The 19,703-nt window shown below is 39.5% G+C and carries 18 protein-coding genes; 16 read left to right on the top strand and 2 right to left on the bottom strand.

Annotated elements, in window-relative coordinates:
- Window positions 1-50 precede the first annotated feature (50 nt).
- The 6 genes from sylA to allE all read left to right on the top strand — a co-directional run bounded on the left by sylA (window position 51) and on the right by allE (window position 6,703).
- Window positions 51-503: a transcriptional regulator SylA gene (gene sylA / locus IGI63_RS07900; protein WP_010823229.1), complete on the top strand. Its 453-nt coding sequence runs from the start codon at window positions 51-53 to the stop codon at window positions 501-503.
- An 18-nt stretch (window positions 504-521) separates the two neighbouring features.
- Window positions 522-1,034, top strand: a complete 513-nt coding sequence (locus IGI63_RS07895; RefSeq protein ID WP_429975611.1) for a GNAT family N-acetyltransferase — start codon at window positions 522-524, stop codon at window positions 1,032-1,034.
- A gap of 595 nt (window positions 1,035-1,629) precedes the next feature.
- The gene (gene allW / locus IGI63_RS07890; RefSeq protein WP_429975610.1) at window positions 1,630-3,126 is read left to right on the top strand and encodes an allantoin permease; all 1,497 of its coding nucleotides are present in this window, start codon (window positions 1,630-1,632) and stop codon (window positions 3,124-3,126) included.
- Complete coding sequence (gene allB, locus IGI63_RS07885) at window positions 3,127-4,491, top strand: allantoinase AllB (RefSeq protein ID WP_429975609.1); 1,365 nt, start codon at window positions 3,127-3,129, stop codon at window positions 4,489-4,491.
- A gap of 181 nt (window positions 4,492-4,672) precedes the next feature.
- Window positions 4,673-5,896 carry an allantoate deiminase gene (gene allC, locus IGI63_RS07880; protein WP_002383320.1) on the top strand — a complete coding sequence of 408 codons (1,224 nt, stop codon included), beginning with the start codon at window positions 4,673-4,675 and terminating at the stop codon, window positions 5,894-5,896.
- Between the two features lie 21 nt (window positions 5,897-5,917).
- A complete protein-coding gene (gene allE / locus IGI63_RS07875) occupies window positions 5,918-6,703 on the top strand; it encodes a (S)-ureidoglycine aminohydrolase (RefSeq protein ID WP_002384779.1) in 786 nt (261 codons plus the stop codon).
- Window positions 6,704-6,820: 117 nt separating this feature from the next.
- Here allE and IGI63_RS07870 read toward each other — a convergent pair whose 3' ends face one another.
- Window positions 6,821-8,446, bottom strand: a complete 1,626-nt coding sequence (locus IGI63_RS07870; RefSeq protein ID WP_002365289.1) for a PucR family transcriptional regulator — start codon at window positions 8,444-8,446, stop codon at window positions 6,821-6,823.
- A 171-nt stretch (window positions 8,447-8,617) separates the two neighbouring features.
- Between IGI63_RS07870 and IGI63_RS07865 the strand changes: the two genes are divergently transcribed.
- Window positions 8,618-9,826 carry a pyridoxal-phosphate-dependent aminotransferase family protein gene (locus IGI63_RS07865; RefSeq protein ID WP_002355061.1) on the top strand — a complete coding sequence of 403 codons (1,209 nt, stop codon included), beginning with the start codon at window positions 8,618-8,620 and terminating at the stop codon, window positions 9,824-9,826.
- A gap of 96 nt (window positions 9,827-9,922) precedes the next feature.
- Window positions 9,923-11,182, top strand: a complete 1,260-nt coding sequence (locus IGI63_RS07860; protein WP_002368361.1) for an MFS transporter — start codon at window positions 9,923-9,925, stop codon at window positions 11,180-11,182.
- A gap of 44 nt (window positions 11,183-11,226) precedes the next feature.
- Here IGI63_RS07860 and IGI63_RS07855 read toward each other — a convergent pair whose 3' ends face one another.
- Window positions 11,227-11,487: a metal-sensitive transcriptional regulator gene (locus IGI63_RS07855; RefSeq protein ID WP_002355063.1), complete on the bottom strand. Its 261-nt coding sequence runs from the start codon at window positions 11,485-11,487 to the stop codon at window positions 11,227-11,229.
- 168 nt (window positions 11,488-11,655) lie between these two features.
- Here IGI63_RS07855 and IGI63_RS07850 point away from each other — a divergent pair, with 168 nt between their 5' ends.
- The 8 genes from IGI63_RS07850 to IGI63_RS07815 all read left to right on the top strand — a co-directional run bounded on the left by IGI63_RS07850 (window position 11,656) and on the right by IGI63_RS07815 (window position 19,685).
- The gene (locus tag IGI63_RS07850) at window positions 11,656-11,970 is read left to right on the top strand and encodes a rhodanese-like domain-containing protein (RefSeq protein WP_429975608.1); all 315 of its coding nucleotides are present in this window, start codon (window positions 11,656-11,658) and stop codon (window positions 11,968-11,970) included.
- The gene (locus tag IGI63_RS07845; RefSeq protein ID WP_429975607.1) at window positions 11,971-13,620 is read left to right on the top strand and encodes an FAD-dependent oxidoreductase; all 1,650 of its coding nucleotides are present in this window, start codon (window positions 11,971-11,973) and stop codon (window positions 13,618-13,620) included. It begins immediately after the preceding gene.
- On the top strand, window positions 13,613-13,912 hold the full coding sequence (locus tag IGI63_RS07840) for a rhodanese-like domain-containing protein (protein WP_002361086.1): 300 nt from the start codon (window positions 13,613-13,615) through the stop codon (window positions 13,910-13,912). The genes IGI63_RS07845 and IGI63_RS07840 overlap by 8 nt, the downstream gene beginning before the upstream one ends.
- A gap of 171 nt (window positions 13,913-14,083) precedes the next feature.
- Entirely contained in the window at window positions 14,084-15,250 is a 1,167-nt protein-coding gene (locus IGI63_RS07835) for an efflux RND transporter periplasmic adaptor subunit (RefSeq protein ID WP_002361088.1), read from the top strand.
- Window positions 15,243-15,917 carry an ABC transporter ATP-binding protein gene (locus IGI63_RS07830; RefSeq protein ID WP_048737579.1) on the top strand — a complete coding sequence of 225 codons (675 nt, stop codon included), beginning with the start codon at window positions 15,243-15,245 and terminating at the stop codon, window positions 15,915-15,917. Before IGI63_RS07835 ends, IGI63_RS07830 begins: the two co-directional genes overlap by 8 nt.
- A complete protein-coding gene (locus IGI63_RS07825) occupies window positions 15,914-17,122 on the top strand; it encodes an ABC transporter permease (protein WP_002396661.1) in 1,209 nt (402 codons plus the stop codon). Before IGI63_RS07830 ends, IGI63_RS07825 begins: the two co-directional genes overlap by 4 nt.
- 352 nt (window positions 17,123-17,474) lie before the next feature.
- On the top strand, window positions 17,475-18,140 hold the full coding sequence (locus tag IGI63_RS07820) for a helix-turn-helix domain-containing protein (protein WP_002359135.1): 666 nt from the start codon (window positions 17,475-17,477) through the stop codon (window positions 18,138-18,140).
- A 96-nt stretch (window positions 18,141-18,236) separates the two neighbouring features.
- The gene (locus IGI63_RS07815) at window positions 18,237-19,685 is read left to right on the top strand and encodes an amidase (protein WP_429975606.1); all 1,449 of its coding nucleotides are present in this window, start codon (window positions 18,237-18,239) and stop codon (window positions 19,683-19,685) included.
- The last annotated feature ends 18 nt before the right edge of the window (window positions 19,686-19,703 follow it).

Here is a 19,703-nt window from a genome sequence, read left to right as displayed (position 1 = left end):
TAAGTTAAAGTAATGACAATCATAAAATATTAGCGAAAGGAAGTGTCCTAGTGACAGATATTTTAAGAGAAATTGGCATGATTGCGCGGGCCTTAGATTCAATCAGTAATATTGAATTTAAGGAATTATCTTTAACACGAGGACAATATCTTTATTTGGTCAGGGTCTGTGAAAATCCTGGAATTATCCAAGAAAAGATCGCCGAACTGATTAAAGTTGATCGAACCACAGCGGCGCGGGCGATTAAGCGTTTGGAAGAACAAGGCTTTATTTATCGTCAAGAAGATGCAATCAACAAAAAAATTAAGCGGATTTATGCCACAGAAAAAGGGAAAAACGTTTATCCAATCATTGTGCGCGAAAATCAACACTCGAATCAAGTTGCTTTGCAAGGCTTGTCAGAAGTGGAAATTTCACAATTGGCAGATTACTTAGTCCGGATGCGTAAAAATGTCAGCGAAGATTGGGAATTTGTCAAAAAAGGGAACACTCGAAATTATTAAGGAAAGGACGACTGATTGATGGGAGAAATAAAACAATTAACAATAGAAGATGCACCAGCGTTACAAGAAATCAGCATTGAAACTTATACAGATACTTTCGGACCATATAATACCCCAGAAAATATGCAAGCCTATTTAGTAGAAGCCTACAATTTAGAAAAATTACAAAAGGAATTGGCTAATCCCCACTCTGACTTTTATTTTATCTTTGTCGATAATCAATTAGCTGGCTACATGAAATTAAATCGTGAGACGGCACAAACGGAACCGATGGGGCCAGAAAAGCTCGAGGTTGAGCGATTGTATATTTTGCCTGCGTTTAAAGGAAAGAAGCTGGGAACACAATTGTTAGAACTGGCGGAAGAAAAAGCTCGTGAATTTGGTAAAAACGCACTGTGGCTAGGTGTCTGGGAACACAATGATGCGGCGCGGTCATTTTATAAAACGATTGGCTACCGCTATTACAGTCAACATTCATTTTTTATGGGAGACGATGAACAGACGGATTTTATTTTGTTAAAGGAATTATAGCAAGAAAATTTAGAAACAAAGATTTCTGATTTTATCAGAAATCTTTGTTTATTTTTTTGATTAAAATTAAGCAATTTTTTATTTTCAAAATGTTATTTTTTAAAACGTAAAAATTGAAAAAGAAGATTTTGAATCTGTGAAAAGTTGTCGATCTTGTGAGAAAACTCTTTTGTCAGTGTCTTTTTTCAGGATGGGTCTCTTCCTGAAAATCCACTTCAGTTTATCTATTTTGTGTGTGTTTGGTTAAAAAATGTTGTGTTGGATTTCATTTAACTGTATAATTTATTTATGTCATTTTTAATAATAAGCGTATTTTAGCATTGAAAAAGAGAAGTTGTACATAATATGTGAATAAAAAGATTTGTTTCTTACTTTCTAGAGTGATAGGGCGATATAAAAAAGATTGCTATTTTTTCGTTCAAAGTGAACAAAGAATCGTTTGTTATTTAGTTGGGGTAACTAATGATTGTTGTTATAAAAAGCGCTTACAATTTGTGTGATGAGAGTAGTACGCATGTTTGTGCAAAAGTGACAAAAAAGAGAAGGCAGGGTGTTTTAATAGAAAAAAATTTTTTAATAAAAAGGAGAGTTTGTCGTGGAGAAAAATGTGTCTCAAGTAACAGCTCAAGAAGAAACAGCGATGAAAGCACGTGGCTACAATGAGGATTTGTTGCCAAGTAGCCCGAAACAACGGACAATGAGCGCGCGCAATTTTTTTACATTATGGATGGGTTCGATTCATAATATCCCGAATTATGCAGCAGTGGGCGGCTTTATTTTCTTAGGTTTATCGCCGCTGCAAGTTATGTTGGCAGTTGTGTTAAGCTCATTCATTGTAGCAACTTTCATGAATTTGAATGGCGTGGCTGGCTCTAAATATGGCATTCCTTTTGCGATGCACTTACAGTCTACTTACGGCAGTCTCGGGGCAAAACTGCCAGGGTTCTTAAGAGGATGTGTGGCCGCAATTGCTTGGTTTGGTCTGCAAACATTTACAGGATCGCTCGCTTTATTAATTATTCTCGGGAAATTTTGGCCGAACTTTTTAGAAATTGGTGGGTCATTCCAGTTTTTTGGTCTCAGGCTACCTGAATTAATGGCGTTTACTCTTTTCTGGCTCTTAAATGTGGCAATAGGTTTCGGTGGTAGCAAAATTTTGAACCGTTTTACCGCCATTTTAAGTCCGTTGATTTATGTCGTTATTATTGGATTAACGATTTGGGCCATTCGAGCTGGGGGCGGTTTAACACCAATTTTGTCCTATCAAGTTTCTGGTGCGATTCGTTCAGTCAATCCACTGGTGGCGTATCTGATTATTTTTAACTCGGTTGTGGCCGTTTGGTCAGCGCCTGGTGCGAGTGTGGCGGATTTTACTAAGAATGCGCGCTCGACACGTGCTCAGGTTGTGGGGCAAACAGCAGGTTTAGTTGTTGGTTATGGGATTTTCGCTTTTTCCAGTGTGGTTATTCTGTTAGGTGGTTCGCTGTATTTTGGGATTCAAGAATGGAATATTTTAAACATTATTGATCGTTTAGATAATGTGGCAGTGGTGGTCTTAGCCATGTCTGTTTTCTTATTAACGACTATTTCAACGAATGCAACAGGGAACATCATTCCGGCAGGTTATCAATTGGCGGCGCTGTTTCCTAAAAAAATGACGTATAAAAAAGGCGTCATGATTGCCAGTGTTATTAGCTTTCTTATTATGCCTTGGAAACTGATGGAAAACGCCGATAGTATTTTTATTTTTCTGAACGCAATTGGGGCTGTTTTAGGACCAGTCGCTGGTGTGATGATTGCGAATTATTATTTTGTTCAAAAGCAACAAATTGATTTAAATGCTTTATACGTAGATAAACACAAAAAAGAGGAAGTCAATCCTTTTTACGGATTAAACAAGCCGGCGTATGTTGCTACTATTCTGGCGTTGGTTCTTTCCTTAAGTGGTCAATTTATTCCACAGGTTAAAATCATTGCTGATATTTCGTGGTTTGTGGGCTTTGCCACAGGTTTTGTGCTGTACTTAGTGTTAAAAAAATGGACTTGGGATTCAAAAAAAGTGAAAGAAACAGCTTATCAGGAGGGAAAATAAATGCAAGCAGAGTTAGTGATTAAAAACGGGTTAGTTATTTTAGAAACTGGAGAAGTCATTACGGATGTCGCCGTTCAAGGAGGAAAAATCGTAGCGATTGGGCAAGACTTGTCAGGAGAACGTGTGATTGATGCGACGGGTTTAGTCGTTAGTCCTGGGATGGTGGATGCTCATGTTCATATTACCGATCCTGGTGGTGGTTACCGCGATGAATGGGAAGGGTATGTCACAGGAACGGCCGCTTGTGCCAAAGGGGGCGTGACGACCTTTATGGAAATGCCTTTAAATCAGATTCCAGCAACTGTGGATAAGACCTCTCTTGAGATCAAATACAAGGCAGGAGAAAATAAACTAAAAGTAGATGTAGGGTCATTTGGCGGCGTGGTCCCGACCAACTTGGCTGGTGGGATTCAGGAACTTGATGAAGGAGGCGTTTCCGGCTATAAATGCTTTTTAGGAACGTGCGGCGATCGTTCAATTGAAGGAGATTTTCAAAATGTCGACGATTATTCGCTATATGAAGGAATGAAACAAATCGCCAAAACTGGCAAAGTGCTAGCAATCCATGCAGAAAATGCGCCAATTACGGATAAATTAGGCGCGTTAGCTTATCAAAATGGTGAAACGACTTTAGCGGCATATGTAGCTACACGTCCTGTGTTTACCGAAGTTGAAGCGATTCAAAAAGCCATTTTATTTGCCAAAGAAACAGGTTGTCGGATTCATATTTGTCATGTGGCTTGTCAAGAAGGCGTGGAAGAAGTTTTAAAAGCCCAAGCAGAAGGGGTAGATGTGACTTGTGAAACATGTACGCATTATTTATATTTTACCACGGATGAACTTGATGCCATTGGTCCAGTTGTCAAATGTTCGCCGCCGATTCGTGACGCGGACCAACAAGCCGCATTATGGAACCAAGTGCAAACAGGCGGCATCGCGTTTGTAACCTCTGACCATTCTCCTTGTACGCCAGACTTAAAAGATACAACCAATGCTTTTGAAGCTTGGGGCGGCATTTCTGGTGTTCAAAATAACGTCGATGTGTTATTCGATGAAGCCGTCCAAAAACGTGGTTTATCCTTGAAACAATTCGCGGATATGATTGCAGCAAACCCAGCTGACCGTTATCACTTAGCACAAAAGGGCCGCATCAGCATTGGTAAGGATGCCGATTTTGTACTAATTAAACCTAATGCGCCGTATATCTTAAAAGCAGAAGATTTAGAATACCGAAATAAAATTAGTCCTTACATTGGTCGTGAAATTGGGGCCCAAGTGATTCAAACAATTTTAAGAGGCGAAACAATTTACGAACAAGAAACTGGGGTAACCGAGGCGTTTAACGGCGTATTTATCAAAAATTAAACATTTATTTTAGAAATGAAAAGGGACAGAAGCGTAATTGAATTAGCGCCTCTGTCCACGAGTTAGAGGATGTTTATTGGTTGTTTTGCACAAAAAAAGGCTTAATTTTGTTTAATAAGTACAATGAAGATGACTAGGGAAACGTTTACAATCAGAGTGTAATCAGTCAGGAGGTTTTGTGATGGACTTGGAAAAAGTTTTAAAACAAAGAATCGAAGAGTTGTCAGCAATTGGGAGTGATCCTGCAGGAGGGATGACACGCTTACTTTATACAGATTCGTGGTTGGCAGCACAAAAGTATGTGCAAAGCCAAACTGAGGCGTTTGGACTGGAAACGCAATTTGACGAAGTCGGGAATCTGTTTTGTCGAGTGGCAGGAACGGAATTTCCTCAGGAAACGATTTTAACTGGGTCACATATCGACACCGTGGTTAATGGTGGGACCTTAGATGGTCAATATGGTGTTATTGCTTCCATGACGGCTGTTCAATATTTATTAGACAAATATGGGAAACCACGGCGTTCTTTAGAAGTGCTTTCCATGGCTGAAGAAGAAGGGAGTCGTTTTCCAACGGTTTTTTGGGGAAGCAAAAATGTCGTTGGTGAAGCCAAACGTGAAGAAGTAGTCGATATCTCTGATAACGAAGGCAAAAAGTTTGTTGATGAGATGCATCGCCAAGGCTTTGATTTTCGGCAGGAGCAAACTAGACGTGAGGACATTGAAGCATTTGTCGAAATTCATATTGAACAAGGCAATATTTTAGAGAACGAAAAGCTCCAAGTCGGTGTTGTTCATAGTATTGTAGGGCAACGTCGCTACACGGTTAACTTAAAAGGGCAAGCCAATCATGCAGGCACTACGCCAATGAGTTACCGTCATGATGCGGTGTACGGCTTTGCTAAAATTTGTGCAGAAGCCATTGATCGTGCGAATGAAATTGGTGATCCGTTAGTTTTAACATTCGGCAAAGTCATTCCGAAACCCAATACAGTCAACGTGGTGCCTGGAGAAGTGGAATTTACAATTGACTGCCGTCATACCGACGCTGCTTTTTTACGACATTTTACAGGTGAATTAGAAGAACGGATGAAGACAATTGCTCAAGAATTAGGCTTAACGATTGCGATTGACCGCTGGATGGATGAAGCCCCTGTACCGATGAATCAAGCAATTGTAGAAGTTATTGAACAAAAAGCCAAAGAAGGCAAGTATCAGTATCGTATGATGCATAGTGGTGCTGGGCATGATTCGCAAATTATTGCGCCCCATTACCCGACAGCGATGATATTTGTGCCAAGTATTGGTGGGATTAGTCATAATCCAGCAGAAGCAACGGCATTTCCAGATTTGGTTGAAGGCGTCAAGCTTTTAGCAGATACCTTATATGAATTAGCGTATAAATAAGATAGAAAAGGAAGAATTGTGATGGGTTATAAAAATAATCGAGTTGGTTACCAAAAAGAATTGTTAACATCAAGAGCTGTGATAAAAAAAGACAATTACGCCATTATTCCCCATGATGGTTTGGTGCAAAATGCAGTACCTGGTTTTGAAAATGTCGATATTTCCATTTTGGGATCGCCTAAATTAGGTGCGACATTTGTGGATTACATTGCTACGTTTCATAAAAATGGTCAACAAACAACTGGTTTTGGTGGCGACGGGATTCAAACGTTGGTTTATGTCATTGACGGTCGTTTGCGCGTTTCAGATGGTCAAGAAACTCATGAACTTGAAGCAGGGGGCTATGCCTACTTTACGCCTGAAATGAAAATGTATTTAGCAAACGCACAGGAAGCGGATACAGAAGTTTTCTTATATAAAAAACGCTATCAGCCGTTGGCAGGCCATCAACCTTATAAAGTGGTTGGGTCAATTCATGACCAACAACCCGAAGAATATGAAGGAATGACAGACGTTTTACTATGGAGTTTATTGCCGAAAGAGTTTGACTTTGATATGAATATGCATATCTTATCTTTTGAACCAGGTGCTAGTCATGCCTATATTGAAACGCATGTCCAAGAGCATGGTGCGTATTTAATTAGTGGCCAAGGGATGTACAATTTGGACAATGAATGGTATCCAGTGGAAAAAGGGGACTATATTTTCATGAGTGCCTATGTGCCACAAGCGGCCTATGCGGTTGGCCGTGAAGAACCGCTAATGTACGTTTATTCCAAAGATGCCAATCGTGAACCAGAATTATAACGAAAAGCCGAATGTAAAGTAATGACCTCGGAACAATAGGATTTGAACACGCAGTGGTGAACGGTAGAGTCCTTTTTCTTGGTAGACGTTACTTTTATTCGGCTATTTTCCTGTTAATTATTTTTCTGAAAGTTCTAGCGCTACCCGTAAGAGTAAACTCGTCTCAGGCTCTTGAATAGAGGTGCCTAATAATTTTTCACATTGATTCATGCGATATTTAATGGTGTTTCTATGAAGGTAAAGAGCGTTGGCCGTTTTAGTAATTTCGCAATTGAAATCTAAAAAAACTTTCAAGGTTTTTCGTAATTCTTGTAACGTCGGTTCCGTCGGATAGGCCAACTCTTTCAATTGTTGCTGGCAAAAGTATTCAACATCTTCAGTGCCAATCTTTTCAAAAAGTCCAGCTAGGCCTTTGGGATGGAACAATTGCACAGTCGCTGGTTTTTGAGCGTGTAAAGAAGCCTCTAATGTCGAGGAAGCTTCAATATAAGAATTAGGCAAATCTTCTAGGTTTTCATAAGCATTACCTAAAGCAAAGCGAATGGTAATAGGCAATGCCTGTTGCAAACGTTCAGCGAGGTTTTGCAAAATCATCAAATGGTCATTTTTCTTAGATTGAAAAATCAAGATACTTTTATTTTGATTTTTTAATTTAAACAAGGCGACATCTGGCAGGATTTCCGGCAATTGTTCTTTGAGCCATTGGAAAATTAGTTGCCCTTCCGCTTGCTGATAACGAATATGGGTTTCATTTTCTGGTTTAGTCACGCCGTAGACAATCGCTAATTGATAATAATCACTGTTGATTAAACGATAATTTTTCCAAAGTTCCAACCAATTTTGATGTTTACTCAGCGCTTCTTGATGTGTATCAAGCAAGCGGTCCAAAAAGTCTGTTTTGAGATGCTCAAAAGATTCAGCAATTTTCTGGTTTTTAAATAACATAAAGGTCAAAACTAAAATGGCCTGATCAATGGCAAATTCAGAAATAGGATAAGGAATCTGTTCAGGAGATAAGACCAATAAATAATAGGGAAAATAATCGTTCACACGAATTGGAAAGCCAGCTACTTGAATGTTTTCTTGTCGCTCATCCTGTAAACGAAAGATTTTCTTTTCTTGTGCCAATTGTTGAAAGTGGTCTTTTGATAATTGTTCGATGAAAAACTCCGCCGATTTTTGATTGCCATAAAAATAATTCGAGTGGGCAATCACCTGTTGCCAAGGACTTAATAAAATAATTGGCGCATTTAAAATTTTCGCAAATTCAGCGATGAAACGCGTAGCATCAACATCTTGCATTAATAATGTTGAAAAACGCTTTTGGATGTCAAATGCTACAGACATCTGTTCGGTTTTGCTATCACGAAGATAGCCAACAATTTCATGCAACAACCCGCCTAGTGGCTGTGTGCTAGGAATTTTAATCAGGGGCAAATCAACGGCACTGGCATAGGCAACAATTTCTGGTGAAATTTCGTCAAGGAACCGCCCAACTTTGATTCCTAAAGCCGTACACTCTGCTTGTTTTAGCGAGTCAATAAAAGGTTTCAATTTTTCTTGATCATCTTTATAAATCATTGCCGTTGTTAAAATCATGACATTTTTAGGGATAAAATCAGCCACATCAGGTGTTTCCGTGATTTCTACACTTTCCAAGGGCTGTGTTAAGTTTGAGTGAGACGATAATAATTGTAAGTCAGAAAATCTTGGTAAAGCCAAGACCTCAGCTAATATTTTCATCACAACAACCTCCTTTTTTTATAGTATATCGAAGAATAAAAAGGAGTACAAAAGATAGTTATTGAATATGTCTAAAAAACAAAGTCAAAATAGTGCAAATTGAACAATGAATTTCTGGGTTTTTCCAAAGATAATAAAAGAGAAGAATTAAAAATGAAGTGAGGGATTACTATGTATCAACAACCAAATTTTGTACGGCGAACAATCATGACGCCGGGACCAGTCGAAGCCCATCCATCGGTACTTCGTCAAATGGGTCAACCAATTTTAGGGCAATTTGATCCAGAATTTCTACAGATTATGGACGAAGTTCGGGAAATGATTAAAGTACCTTTTGCCACAAAGAATCAACAAGCCTTTGCCATTGATGGCACGTCACGTTCAGGCTTAGAAGCGGGGTTATTTGCATTGATTGAGCCAGGTGACAAAGTGCTTGTGCCTGCGTATGGCCGGTTTGCTTATTTATTAGGTGAAATTTGCGAACGCGCCCGGGCCGAAGTCATTTATTTAGAAAAGGACTGGCTCGCACCGTTTGAACAAACAACGGTGATTGAAGCGATTAAAGAACATCAACCAAAAATTGTTGCGATGGTCCACGGCGAAACGGCGAATGCACAAATGCAACCACTGGATCAAATTGGCGCCTTTTGTCGGGAAAATGAAATTTTCTTCGTAGTAGATATGGTGGCGACTTACGGCGGTGTCGAAACAAAGGTCGATGATTGGAAGATTGATATTGCGGTAGCAGGCACTCAAAAATGTGTCAGTGTACCTTCAGGCCTTTCTTTGATTACTTACAACCAACGTGTGGCCGACTATCTGGCTGGCCGTTACCAAAAAGAGTTAGGGCTTGGCGCGGATGCGCGGAATGAACGGTTCATTCAAAGTAACTACTTGGATTTATCGCAATTAGAAAAATATTGGGGACCAGAGCGCTTAAATCACCATACAGAAGCGACTACAATGATTTATGGGCTACATGAAGGGCTGCGCTTGTTACTTCAAGAAGGCATGGAAAATGTCTACGCACGCCATCGGAAAAACGATCGTATTTTAGTTGAAAGTCTGCAAAAAATGGGCTTAGAAATTTTCGGGAAGTTAGACACAAAAACACCAACAGTCATTCCTGTGGTCATTCCAGAAGGAATTGATGGTGAAAAAGTGCGGAGCTTATTACTGGATCATTTTAAAGTTGAAATTGCCTCTTCCTTCGGTGATTTAAAAGGAAAAATTTGGCGGGTCGGTAATATGGGTTACAGCAGTCGCGAAGACAATGTGTTGCATTTTTTAAGTGCCTTTGAGACTGTATTGAAACACCAAGGCTATCAATTTGAAGGCGGTAGCGGTAGTACTCATGCATTGGCTGAGTATTTAAACTAAAAAAGAAGGTAGGACAAAGGTCACTACGTAAAAAGCGTAGTGCTTTTGTTCCTTGTGAAACGTTAACCAAAAAAATGATTGGTGGAGGAAAAGAAAATGACAGACAAGACAAAAAGTTCGTTGGCTTATTGGAAAAAAATCGTTATTTTACTATGTATGGGCTGGGTAACAATCTGGATTTATCGTTCCGCGCTTTCTCCTGTTTATCCACAAATTCGCGCGTCTCTAAATGGTAACGCTTCCGATACGGCCCTAGGGTCCATTTCTAGCTTTTATTTTCTCGGTTACGTAGTCATGCAGATTCCTGCAGGATTCTTGGTAGACAAAATTGGGAAAAAACGTGTATTAATTCCAGGCTTTATCTTGTTTGCGCTGGCAGCATTACTGATTGCCCAAGCCCAAACGATTGGAACAATTTACTTAGGTAGCTTATTGGCAGGCTTAGGATGTGGTTCTTTCTATGGCTCGGCTTACTCGTTGACGTCGCAAAACATTCCTCAAGCCAAAAAAAGTTTTGCAACAGCTATTGTCAACAGTGGTTCAGCAGTTGGTTCAGGTTTAGGGATGATTTTATCTAGTTATTTAGTTGCCCAAAAAGGATTACCTTGGCAAGTGATGATGTACATTTCCGCCTTTATGATTATTTGTATGTTAGTGGCTTTTCAAGTGATTATTCGCAATCATAAAGAAGACATGGCCTTGATTCAGCCAACCGTTGTTGATGAAAAAGATAACGGAGCGGTAAAAGAAAAAGTACCCTTTAAAAAACTGTTTGCGCCACATATGCTATTTGCGTATATTTTATATTTTGGCACTTGTTATGCATATTATATGATTGTGACTTGGTTACCTAATTTTTTAAGTACCGAACGTGGTTTCCAAGGAGCAGCAATAGGGTTGTCCTCTTCGCTGGTCGCATTTGCCTCTATTCCAGGAGCGTTATTTTTTAGTCGGTTGGCGGATAAGTACATGCATAAAAAAGTTCAATTCATCGTTGTTTTAGAATTTTTAGCAACAGCCATGCTTTTGTTAACTGTACAAGTAAGTAATGCGACGTTGTTATTAATTGCTTTAATTATGTATGGGTTCTTAGGAAAATTAGCTGTAGAACCGATTATTATTTCTTGGCTAGGTGAAAATGCACCAAAAATTGGAATTGGCACTACTTTGGGTGTTTTTAACTTTTTCGGCATGATGTCATCTGTGATTGCCCCAGCTTTAACTGGGAAAATTTCAGACACAACGGGTTCGAAAGTCATGGGCTTTTATATCGCCGTCGTGATTTTACTAATTGGCACGATTCTTTTTATGCTTGTTAATTTAAAAAAACGCGGGGCAGATTCGTCTAATAAATAAAAAACAACGCAAACTTATCTTTCGCTGAATAAGTTTGCGTTGTTTTACTTTTTGACAATCATATTAATCGCTTGTGCTAATCGCTCTTCTTGTTCTTTAGGATCTTTTTCAGGATTTTCAAAGCAATGCTTTAAATTTTCCGCAACAATCATCCCCATTACGCGATCAATACTAGAACGGACCGCACTCAACTGAGTGATAACATCGATACATTCTTTTTCTTCATCAATCATTTTTTGAATCCCGCGAATTTGACCTTCTGTGCGGCGTAAACGATTCAGCACTTTCTTTTTTTCTTCAGTCATTTTGCCCCTCCTTAAGAGTAGTGATTGGTTTAAAATATACCTACACGAGGTATTTTTGTCAACTATCTTTTCTTTGAATCTAAAAATGGCAGAAATCTCTTCAGTTGACAAGTCTAACTTTTTCATGTTAAATATACCCCATAAGGTATATAAGAGAAGGAGAACAAAATGTTATTTCAATTGTTTAAAAAAACGCCAAGTATTTCAACAAAAGAACTTCAGTCCCGTTTATCTAAAGAGATAACGTTATTAGATGTCCGGACACCTATCGAATACCGCGCAGGGCATATTCCACAAGCGATTAATGTCCCACTTAACAAAATTCCCGCCTACAACAAATCCGCTAACGAAGTCTATGTGATTTGCCAGTCCGGCATGCGCAGCAAAAATGCGGCCAAAATTTTAGCGAGAAAAAACTATCACGTGATTAACGTTCGTGGCGGGATGTCCCAATGGTCTGGTCAAATTAAAGGAGGAAAATAAATGAAAATTGTAATTATCGGAGGCGTGGCTGGTGGTATGTCAGCAGCGACACGTTTACGTCGCTTAATGGAAGATGCTGAAATTGTTGTCATGGAAAAAGGCCCTTTTGTTTCATTTGCAAACTGTGGTTTGCCTTACTACGTTTCTGGCGAAATCGCAGAAAGAGAGCAACTGCTTGTTCAAACACCCGAAGCGTTAAAGGCACGGTTTAATTTAGATGTTCGTCCTCACCATGAAGTCGTGGCGATTGATCCAATAGAAAAAGTGATCACAGTGAAACATGAAACAGAAATTTTAACAGAACACTATGACAAATTAATTTTATCACCAGGGGCGAAACCTTTTGTGCCACCAATTACAGGATTGGCAGAAGCCAAAAATGTTTTTTCATTAAGAAATGTTCCTGATTTAGATCAAATTATGACAGCCTTGACACCAGAAACAAAACGAGCCGTCGTGATTGGCGCAGGCTTCATTGGCTTGGAAATGGCAGAAAACTTGCAAAAACGCGGATTAGAAGTCACTCTCGTGGAAAAAGCACCCCATGTTTTACCGCCATTAGACGAAGAAATGGCCGCTTTTGTCAAAGCTGAATTAAGCAAAAACAATGTTCAAGTAATTACGGGACAATCTGCGGTTGCTTTTGAAGAAGAAGGGCAAGTGATTCGCTTAGAAGACGGTCAAACATTAGCTTCTGATTTAACCATTTTGTCGGTGGGTGTCCAACCAGAAAATACCTTAGCAGTTGAAGCAGGTGTAGCAACTGGTTTACGTGGCGGTATTGTTGTTGATGAACACTATCAAACGAATCAACCCGATATTTATGCGGTTGGGGATGCTATTGTAGTGAAACAACAAATCACTCAAGAAGATGCGCTGATTTCTTTAGCTTCTCCTGCCAATCGCCAAGGACGTCAAGTAGCGGATGTGATTGCTGGGTTAGAGAGAAAAAATCAAGGAAGCATTGGGACCGCCATTGTGCGAGTCTTTGATTTAACCGCTGCTTCAACTGGTTTAAGCGAACGGGCTGCTAAAGCTGCTGGACTAACAACAGCTGTTGTGCATATCAGTGGAAAAGACCATGCGGGGTATTATCCTGGCGCAACAGATCTTCAGTTAAAATTAGTTTTCCATCCTACGACAGGGGAAATTTATGGCGCACAAGGAATTGGGGCAAAGGGCGTAGATAAGCGGATTGATATTCTTGCGACCGCTATTAAAGGACAGTTAACTATTTTTGATTTGCCTGAATTAGAGTTTACCTATGCGCCGCCGTTTGGTTCAGCGAAAGATCCCGCGAACATGTTAGGCTATGCAGCGATGAACCTTGTAGAAGGATTGAGTGAAAACGTTCAATGGTATGAGCTATCCAACGAATTAGCTAATGGGGCTGTTTTATTAGATGTCCGTAATCCCGCTGAACAAGCCAATGGTCAATTTAAAAATGCTGTCTCTATTCCTTTAAATGAGTTAAGAGAACGTTTGGAGGAATTAGACAAGTCAACGGAGTACATTGTTAGTTGTCACAGCGGTTTGCGTAGTTATATTGCAGAACGGATGCTAAAACAAGCAGGCATCTCAGCCAAAAATTTAGATGGTGCTTTTGCACTATATCGAATGGTAAAACCGGAGGAAATAGAAAATGTATAACACGATTGGCATGCCTGAATTTTATCAGGAAGCAAAACGAAAAAAAATACCGATTATTGATGTACGAGAAGAAATGGAATACCAACTGGGGCATGTCCCTCAGGCCATCAACTTACCTTTAAGTACTTTAACCGAAAATTATCAGCAATTAGATAAAAACCAACCCTATTATCTGATTTGTCAAATGGGATCGCGCTCCGCACAAGCGTGTGCGTTTCTCAGTCAACAAGGGTATCAAGTAACCAATGTTCTAGGTGGTACATCTGGCTGGTTGGGTCAATTAGAACAATAAAATAACAAAAAACGTTTATCCTTTTACACAGGATAAACGTTTTTTTGTTAGATAAAGATGTGTCAAAACTGTAAGAGGAATGATAGGAAGATGAAGGGACCGGTTTTTTTATTCATTATATACTAAATAAAATGACAAACTCGTCAACAGAAATCAAGGAGGAACAAATAAATGAAAAAGTCAGGCCAGAAGAAGCGAAATAAAAAAGTGTGGTTCGGTATTGGTGCCGCAGTGGTCGTCGTCGGATTTATCGGAGCAAAAACAGTTTTTTCTTCAAAAGAAGTTGAACCTGAATACACAACGTATACCATTACAGAAATGGCCTCATTAAAATTAGATGGTCAAGTGAGTTTTCTAGATACTCGGGATATTTTCTTTGATCCTTCTTTAGGAAAAATTGCCGAAATAAATGTTGAAAATGGTAAAGAAGTCAAGAAAGATAGTCCATTGTTAACGTACAATAACTCAGACATCCAAGCCACAGAAACAGAACAAGCGAATGCCGTTAATCGGAACAATCTTCAAGTTCAACAAGCACAAGAGAACGTTAACTTAGCCACTCAAAAATACAATGAAGCGTTAAACAAAGTTGCTGCAGCCAAGCAAAAATTAAACACCGCAAAAGAGGCTGAAGAGAAAGAAACACTAAATGCGGAAATTCAGCAATTGAATGAAGCTGTTAGTGCTGCGAATAGTGAAGTCGCCCAAGCTAACCAAGCCCTTCAATTAGCCAACAGTGATGCTGTCGGAGCAGCAAACACGCTTGAACAAACACGTGGCAAAGTCAACACAGTCGTTACAGCACCAATTGATGGCCAAGTCACTGTTGATGCTAGTGCCATGAGTAGTACCGACAAACCAGTCATTAAAATTGCAACACAAAAGAAAAATATTCAAGGAAAAGTAACCGAGTATGATTACGATAAATTACAGACAGGGGAAGAAGTAACAGTGACGACCGTTGGTTCAGGTAAATCAGCACCAGGCAAAATTGTTTCCATTGCGCAAACCCCAATAGCTAAAAATGAAGGCAATCCAGTAGTGAGTTATCAATTTACAGTAGAAGGTGATTTTCCTTGGGCAGAAGGCTTGTCTACTAGTATCGCTGTGCCACAAAAGCAAATGATTATACCGACAGCAGCAATCCAAAAAGAAGGCGAAAAAGAATTTGTCTATGTTTACAAAGCGGGCAAAGCGAAAAAAACACCGATTGAAACAGAAACAAATTTAGGTCGTAAAGTTGTCAAAAGTGGCTTGAACTGGAAAGACCAAGTGATTGCCAATCCCAATAAAGAATTAAAAGATAATCAAGATGTTCAGGTAGCTGCCAATGATTAAGCTAGCCCATATTCATAAATATTATTATTCCGAAGAAGAAACACTGCATGTGTTAGATGATATTAACCTCCAAGTAGACGCTGGAGAATTTTTAGCGATTATGGGTCCTTCTGGTTCTGGGAAATCGACTTTGATTAATTTGCTAGGCTTTATTGATAAAAAGTTTGAAGGAACGTATTTATTTGAAGACCATGAAATTGGCGACTTTTCTGATAAGGAACTATCCCGAATTAGAAATGAAGCAGTCGGCTTTGTCTTTCAGAATTTTAGTTTAATTGAAACACTAACAGTTGAAGAAAACATTGAATTACCTCTTTTATATAGTGGGTTAACCCCAAAAGAAGCCAAAGATCGTGTCCACGAAGTTCTGACAAAAGTCGGCTTGCCAGATAAAGGCAAGAAGCATCCAAAACAACTTTCGGGCGGACAACAACAACGTGTTGCCATTGCGCGTGCGATTGTCAATCGGCCAAGTTTTATTATTGCAGATGAACCAACTGGGGCTTTAGATAGTAAAACATCGGAAGAAATTTTAACGCTCTTTCAGCAATTAAACAATGAAGGTGTCACCATTATTTTAGTGACACATGATGAAGAAACAATTGAATACTGCAATCGTTTGATTAAAGTTCGTGATGGAAAGATTTTAGAGGAGGTGCTGACATGAAACGTTCAATTATTTGGAAAACCGCCTTCCGTTCCATTTTGAAAAATAAGCGACGCAGCTTGTTAACGATGCTAGGGATTGTCATCGGGATCGCTTCGGTGATTACCATCGTGGCTATCGGTAACGGCTTTAAAGAAGACATGGTCGATAAATTATCTGCTGAAAAACAAAAAGAAAATGTGAAAAAGATTTCTTTTTCGGCCTACAACACTTCGGATATGTTTAGTGACCAAGCGATGTTTACCGACAATGATTTAGGGGTCGTGCGCATGGTTCCTGGCGTAGAAAAAATTGATTTTGATCAAAGAGAAGTTGATGGCGCCCAAAAAGGTACACTGAATTTTCAAGCAGGACCGAAAAATCTTTCTGTAACCTATGAACTTGCCAACAAAACCACCAAAGAATTGTTGGCGGGACGCCAACTGAATGATGGAGACAATGCAAAACTGGATAAAACAGTGGTGGTGGATGAACTGGTTGCCAAAGAACTCTACCAAGACCCAACTGCAGCAGTTAATCGAACTTTTCCATATAAAGAGCAACTTTTTACCATTGTTGGCGTGACAACCAATACCAGCGGTGCCATTGGTCCAGGTAATGATGACTCATTGCTTTATTTTCCCAAAAAGACCTATGAACATTATTTCGGCAAGCTAAAAGATACATCTACGTTGAAGCTAACAGTAGCACCTGGCTATCAACCAGATCAAGTATTGAAAGAAACAATAAAAACTCTCTCTCAACAAGGAACCATGAAAAACAGCGGGACATATCAAGAATATAATGTTAAAGATACCATCAAGGAAATGGGCTCTTTATTAAATAATTTAACCTTGTTTATTTCCGCAATTGCGGCTATTTCACTGGTAATTGCTGGGGTCGGCGTTATGAATATGATGTACATTTCGGTCTCAGAACGGATTAAGGAAATTGGTATCCGACGTGCATTGGGCGGGACAGCCAGTGATATTAAAAAGCAATTCTTAACAGAAGGGATTGCCTTGACCTTAATCGGCGGAATTACTGGTTATCTTTTAGGAATGATTATTGCCTACTTAGCCTCAATGGCACTACCGTTTTCTGTTCGACCAGATTTAATGACCGTTTCATTAGCCATTGGGATTTCTGTCTTTATCGGGGTTGTATTTAGCTATTTCCCTGCCTCGGCAGCTTCGAAAAAAGACTTGATCGATATTATGAAATAAATATAAACAGCAAAGAAACAGCCACTTTTGGCTGTTTTTTTTAGTGAAAGTAGAAAAAAATCCAAAGATTTCAAGAGAAAATAGCTACCAACCTTTTGACGTTTGTCAGCTAAATAAAAAAAGAAAAAATTAAAAAAATAGCATGTTGAGGATTAAATAACAAATATTTTTTAAATAAGACTATTGGAAATCCTTTATAAATCTGGGATTACGGGAATGACTGTTAATGACTGATTTGCTTGTAAATTTCTAAATTTTAATTCGAAAAATTTCCAGTATACTAAATATATCAAAACAAAACACGAAAATTGAGAAAATTTTGAACTAAAAAAGAATTAAGGAGGAATCAAGAATGAAAATAATGGTCATCACAAAAAATATTTTATCAGAAACTGCTTTTCAAAACCGCTTACAGCATTTAGATCACCAAGTTTTTTGTACGACGTGTTTGATTGGTGAAATTAAGGAAAGTCATTTGTTTTATCGAAAATTTGATGCAATCATTCTCAGCGAAACGATTCCTCGCAAAGAACAATATTTATATCTAAAGGAATTAGCCAGAGTTAAAACGCCGTTGTTTCTTCGCTCGGAAGACATTCCTACCTCGGAAGAATTGAGCATTAGCTATCAATATGGCATTCTCAATTGGTTACGATTGGATGCGACTTTGGATACATTAAGAGAAAATCTCCTTTTGGCAGAATTAAATAAACCCATCCAACGAGAAGATGAAAAGTTAGATGTAGAGGGGATAAAGCTAACAGCCGCAGAACGTGCACTACTGGCTGTCTTGTATAGTACGCCAAAAGAACACTTACCAATGGAGCGCCTGTGTAAATTAATATATGACACAGAAGAAACAGCCAATAATCGAAAAAAAATGACCAAACAGCTGACAAAATTAAATAAAAAAATTCAAGTAGGGGGCTTTAAAAAACAAGGTATCCAAAATACACGGTATAAAGGCTACAAACTGCATCCGCAGTTGCTTCCTTACATTGGCGAATTATTTACTTAAATTAGAGAAGCACTTGACGAATGAAAATCACCATCACAGGATGACCCCTAAAAACCATGCTATACTAATAAGGAATAGTATAGGAGGTGGGTCTGTATGAAAGACGGACTATATTGGGTACAACAATTAAAAGAACAGAAAGTAAGTCACACAGAACTCTTAAAGGATATTGAGAAAAAAGTCCAAAAGTTAAATCCAAAGATCAATGGCTTTGTAACCTTTGACAGCCAAGAAGCAGTAGTAACTTATCAAAAAAATGAACAGCAGGACACACTATTTGCTGGTTTGCCATTTCCTTTGAAAATGTTAGGCCAAGAAAAAGCGGGGTGGTCAGCAACGGCTGGCTCGCAACTTTTTAAAAATAGTACTGCAACAACGACCTCTAACTTTGTCAAACAAGCAGAAACGATTGGTTTGGTGCCCTTAGGACAAACCAACGCCCCAGAGTTTGGCTTTAAAAATATTACGGATCCTGCGCTTTACGGGCCAGCCCGCAATCCTTGGAACCTGGAACATTCGCCAGGCGGTTCCAGTGGCGGCGCTGCCGCAGTTGTCGCTAGCGGGATTGTTCCTATAGCCGGCGCTAGCGATGGCGGTGGCTCCATCCGAATTCCCGCCTCTTTTAGTGGCTTAATTGGCTTAAAACCTAGCCGTGGCTCCATGCCTGTCGGCCCAGAAGGCTGGCGAGGCTGGCAAGGTGCCTCGATTGACTTTGCGTTGACTATTTCTATGAGAGACACCAAAGCGTTATTTTATGGCCTACGTGGTAGCCACAGTGGCGCCCCCTACCAAGCGCCCTTGGCAGAATGGCAAACACACCCTAAAAAACAACGGCTAAAAATTGCTCTGTGTACCGCTTCGCCTATCGGCTCACTGATTTCGCCAGAAGCAACACAAGCGGCGAAACAAGCGGCTGATTTTCTGGCAGCCGCTGGCCATGAAATCATTGAGATTCCTTATCCAGTCGATGGTGCAGCGCTGATTCGCTCCTATTATCAAATGAACGGCGCAGAAACTACAGCGATGATGAACAGCATTCAACAGGGGCTCGGGCGCCCAATTCGTAAAGAAGAAATCGAATCTTTTTCATGGACCATGCATCAATTTGGCCAAAAGATTCCAGCAGCCACCTATGTTCATTCATTACAGTTGTGGGATCAAGCAGCAGTAACGATGGAAGAACTTTTTCAAAAATTTGATCTGTTTTTATCACCAACAACGGCTTTTTCAGCACCAAAAATTAACGAAGATTTGCAAAGTGAGCACATTCGTCAACGAATGGAGCAAGCAGCAGAATTAACAGAAGCAGAGCTAGCTGAATTAATCTATGATTATTTTGATAAAAGTTTACAGCTAACACCGTATACTCAACTAGCTAACTTGACAGGACAACCAGCCATCAGCTTGCCCACACATGTTACGGCAACGGGGTTACCCTTAGGCATTCAATTGCTGGCTGCTCGTGGACGTGAAGATCTCTTATTCCAAGTAGGCGAACAGTTTGAGCAAGAAGGCAAATTTAAATTACCAGAAAGTTACCGCTAAATAGGGTGTTATTGTGAC

The sequence above is a fragment of the Enterococcus sp. DIV0086 genome (assembly GCF_050498705.1).
In the GTDB taxonomy this organism is placed as follows: domain Bacteria; phylum Bacillota; class Bacilli; order Lactobacillales; family Enterococcaceae; genus Enterococcus; species Enterococcus faecalis.
Note: the sequence above shows the minus strand (reverse complement) of the source record. Positions and strands in the feature narration are given on the sequence as shown.

Coding starts and splice junctions, on each gene's coding strand:
- IGI63_RS07840 (WP_002361086.1), top strand. CDS start 13,613: ATGTATAACACGATTGGCATGCCTGAATTTTATCAGGAAGCAAAACGA.
- IGI63_RS07865 (WP_002355061.1), top strand. CDS start 8,618: ATGTATCAACAACCAAATTTTGTACGGCGAACAATCATGACGCCGGGA.
- IGI63_RS07830 (WP_048737579.1), top strand. CDS start 15,243: ATGATTAAGCTAGCCCATATTCATAAATATTATTATTCCGAAGAAGAA.
- allE (WP_002384779.1), top strand. CDS start 5,918: ATGGGTTATAAAAATAATCGAGTTGGTTACCAAAAAGAATTGTTAACA.
- allB (WP_429975609.1), top strand. CDS start 3,127: ATGCAAGCAGAGTTAGTGATTAAAAACGGGTTAGTTATTTTAGAAACT.
- IGI63_RS07825 (WP_002396661.1), top strand. CDS start 15,914: ATGAAACGTTCAATTATTTGGAAAACCGCCTTCCGTTCCATTTTGAAA.
- allC (WP_002383320.1), top strand. CDS start 4,673: ATGGACTTGGAAAAAGTTTTAAAACAAAGAATCGAAGAGTTGTCAGCA.
- IGI63_RS07820 (WP_002359135.1), top strand. CDS start 17,475: ATGAAAATAATGGTCATCACAAAAAATATTTTATCAGAAACTGCTTTT.
- IGI63_RS07835 (WP_002361088.1), top strand. CDS start 14,084: ATGAAAAAGTCAGGCCAGAAGAAGCGAAATAAAAAAGTGTGGTTCGGT.
- IGI63_RS07860 (WP_002368361.1), top strand. CDS start 9,923: ATGACAGACAAGACAAAAAGTTCGTTGGCTTATTGGAAAAAAATCGTT.
- IGI63_RS07870 (WP_002365289.1), bottom strand. CDS start 8,446: ATGAAAATATTAGCTGAGGTCTTGGCTTTACCAAGATTTTCTGACTTA.
- IGI63_RS07855 (WP_002355063.1), bottom strand. CDS start 11,487: ATGACTGAAGAAAAAAAGAAAGTGCTGAATCGTTTACGCCGCACAGAA.
- IGI63_RS07845 (WP_429975607.1), top strand. CDS start 11,971: ATGAAAATTGTAATTATCGGAGGCGTGGCTGGTGGTATGTCAGCAGCG.
- IGI63_RS07850 (WP_429975608.1), top strand. CDS start 11,656: ATGTTATTTCAATTGTTTAAAAAAACGCCAAGTATTTCAACAAAAGAA.
- IGI63_RS07895 (WP_429975611.1), top strand. CDS start 522: ATGGGAGAAATAAAACAATTAACAATAGAAGATGCACCAGCGTTACAA.
- IGI63_RS07815 (WP_429975606.1), top strand. CDS start 18,237: ATGAAAGACGGACTATATTGGGTACAACAATTAAAAGAACAGAAAGTA.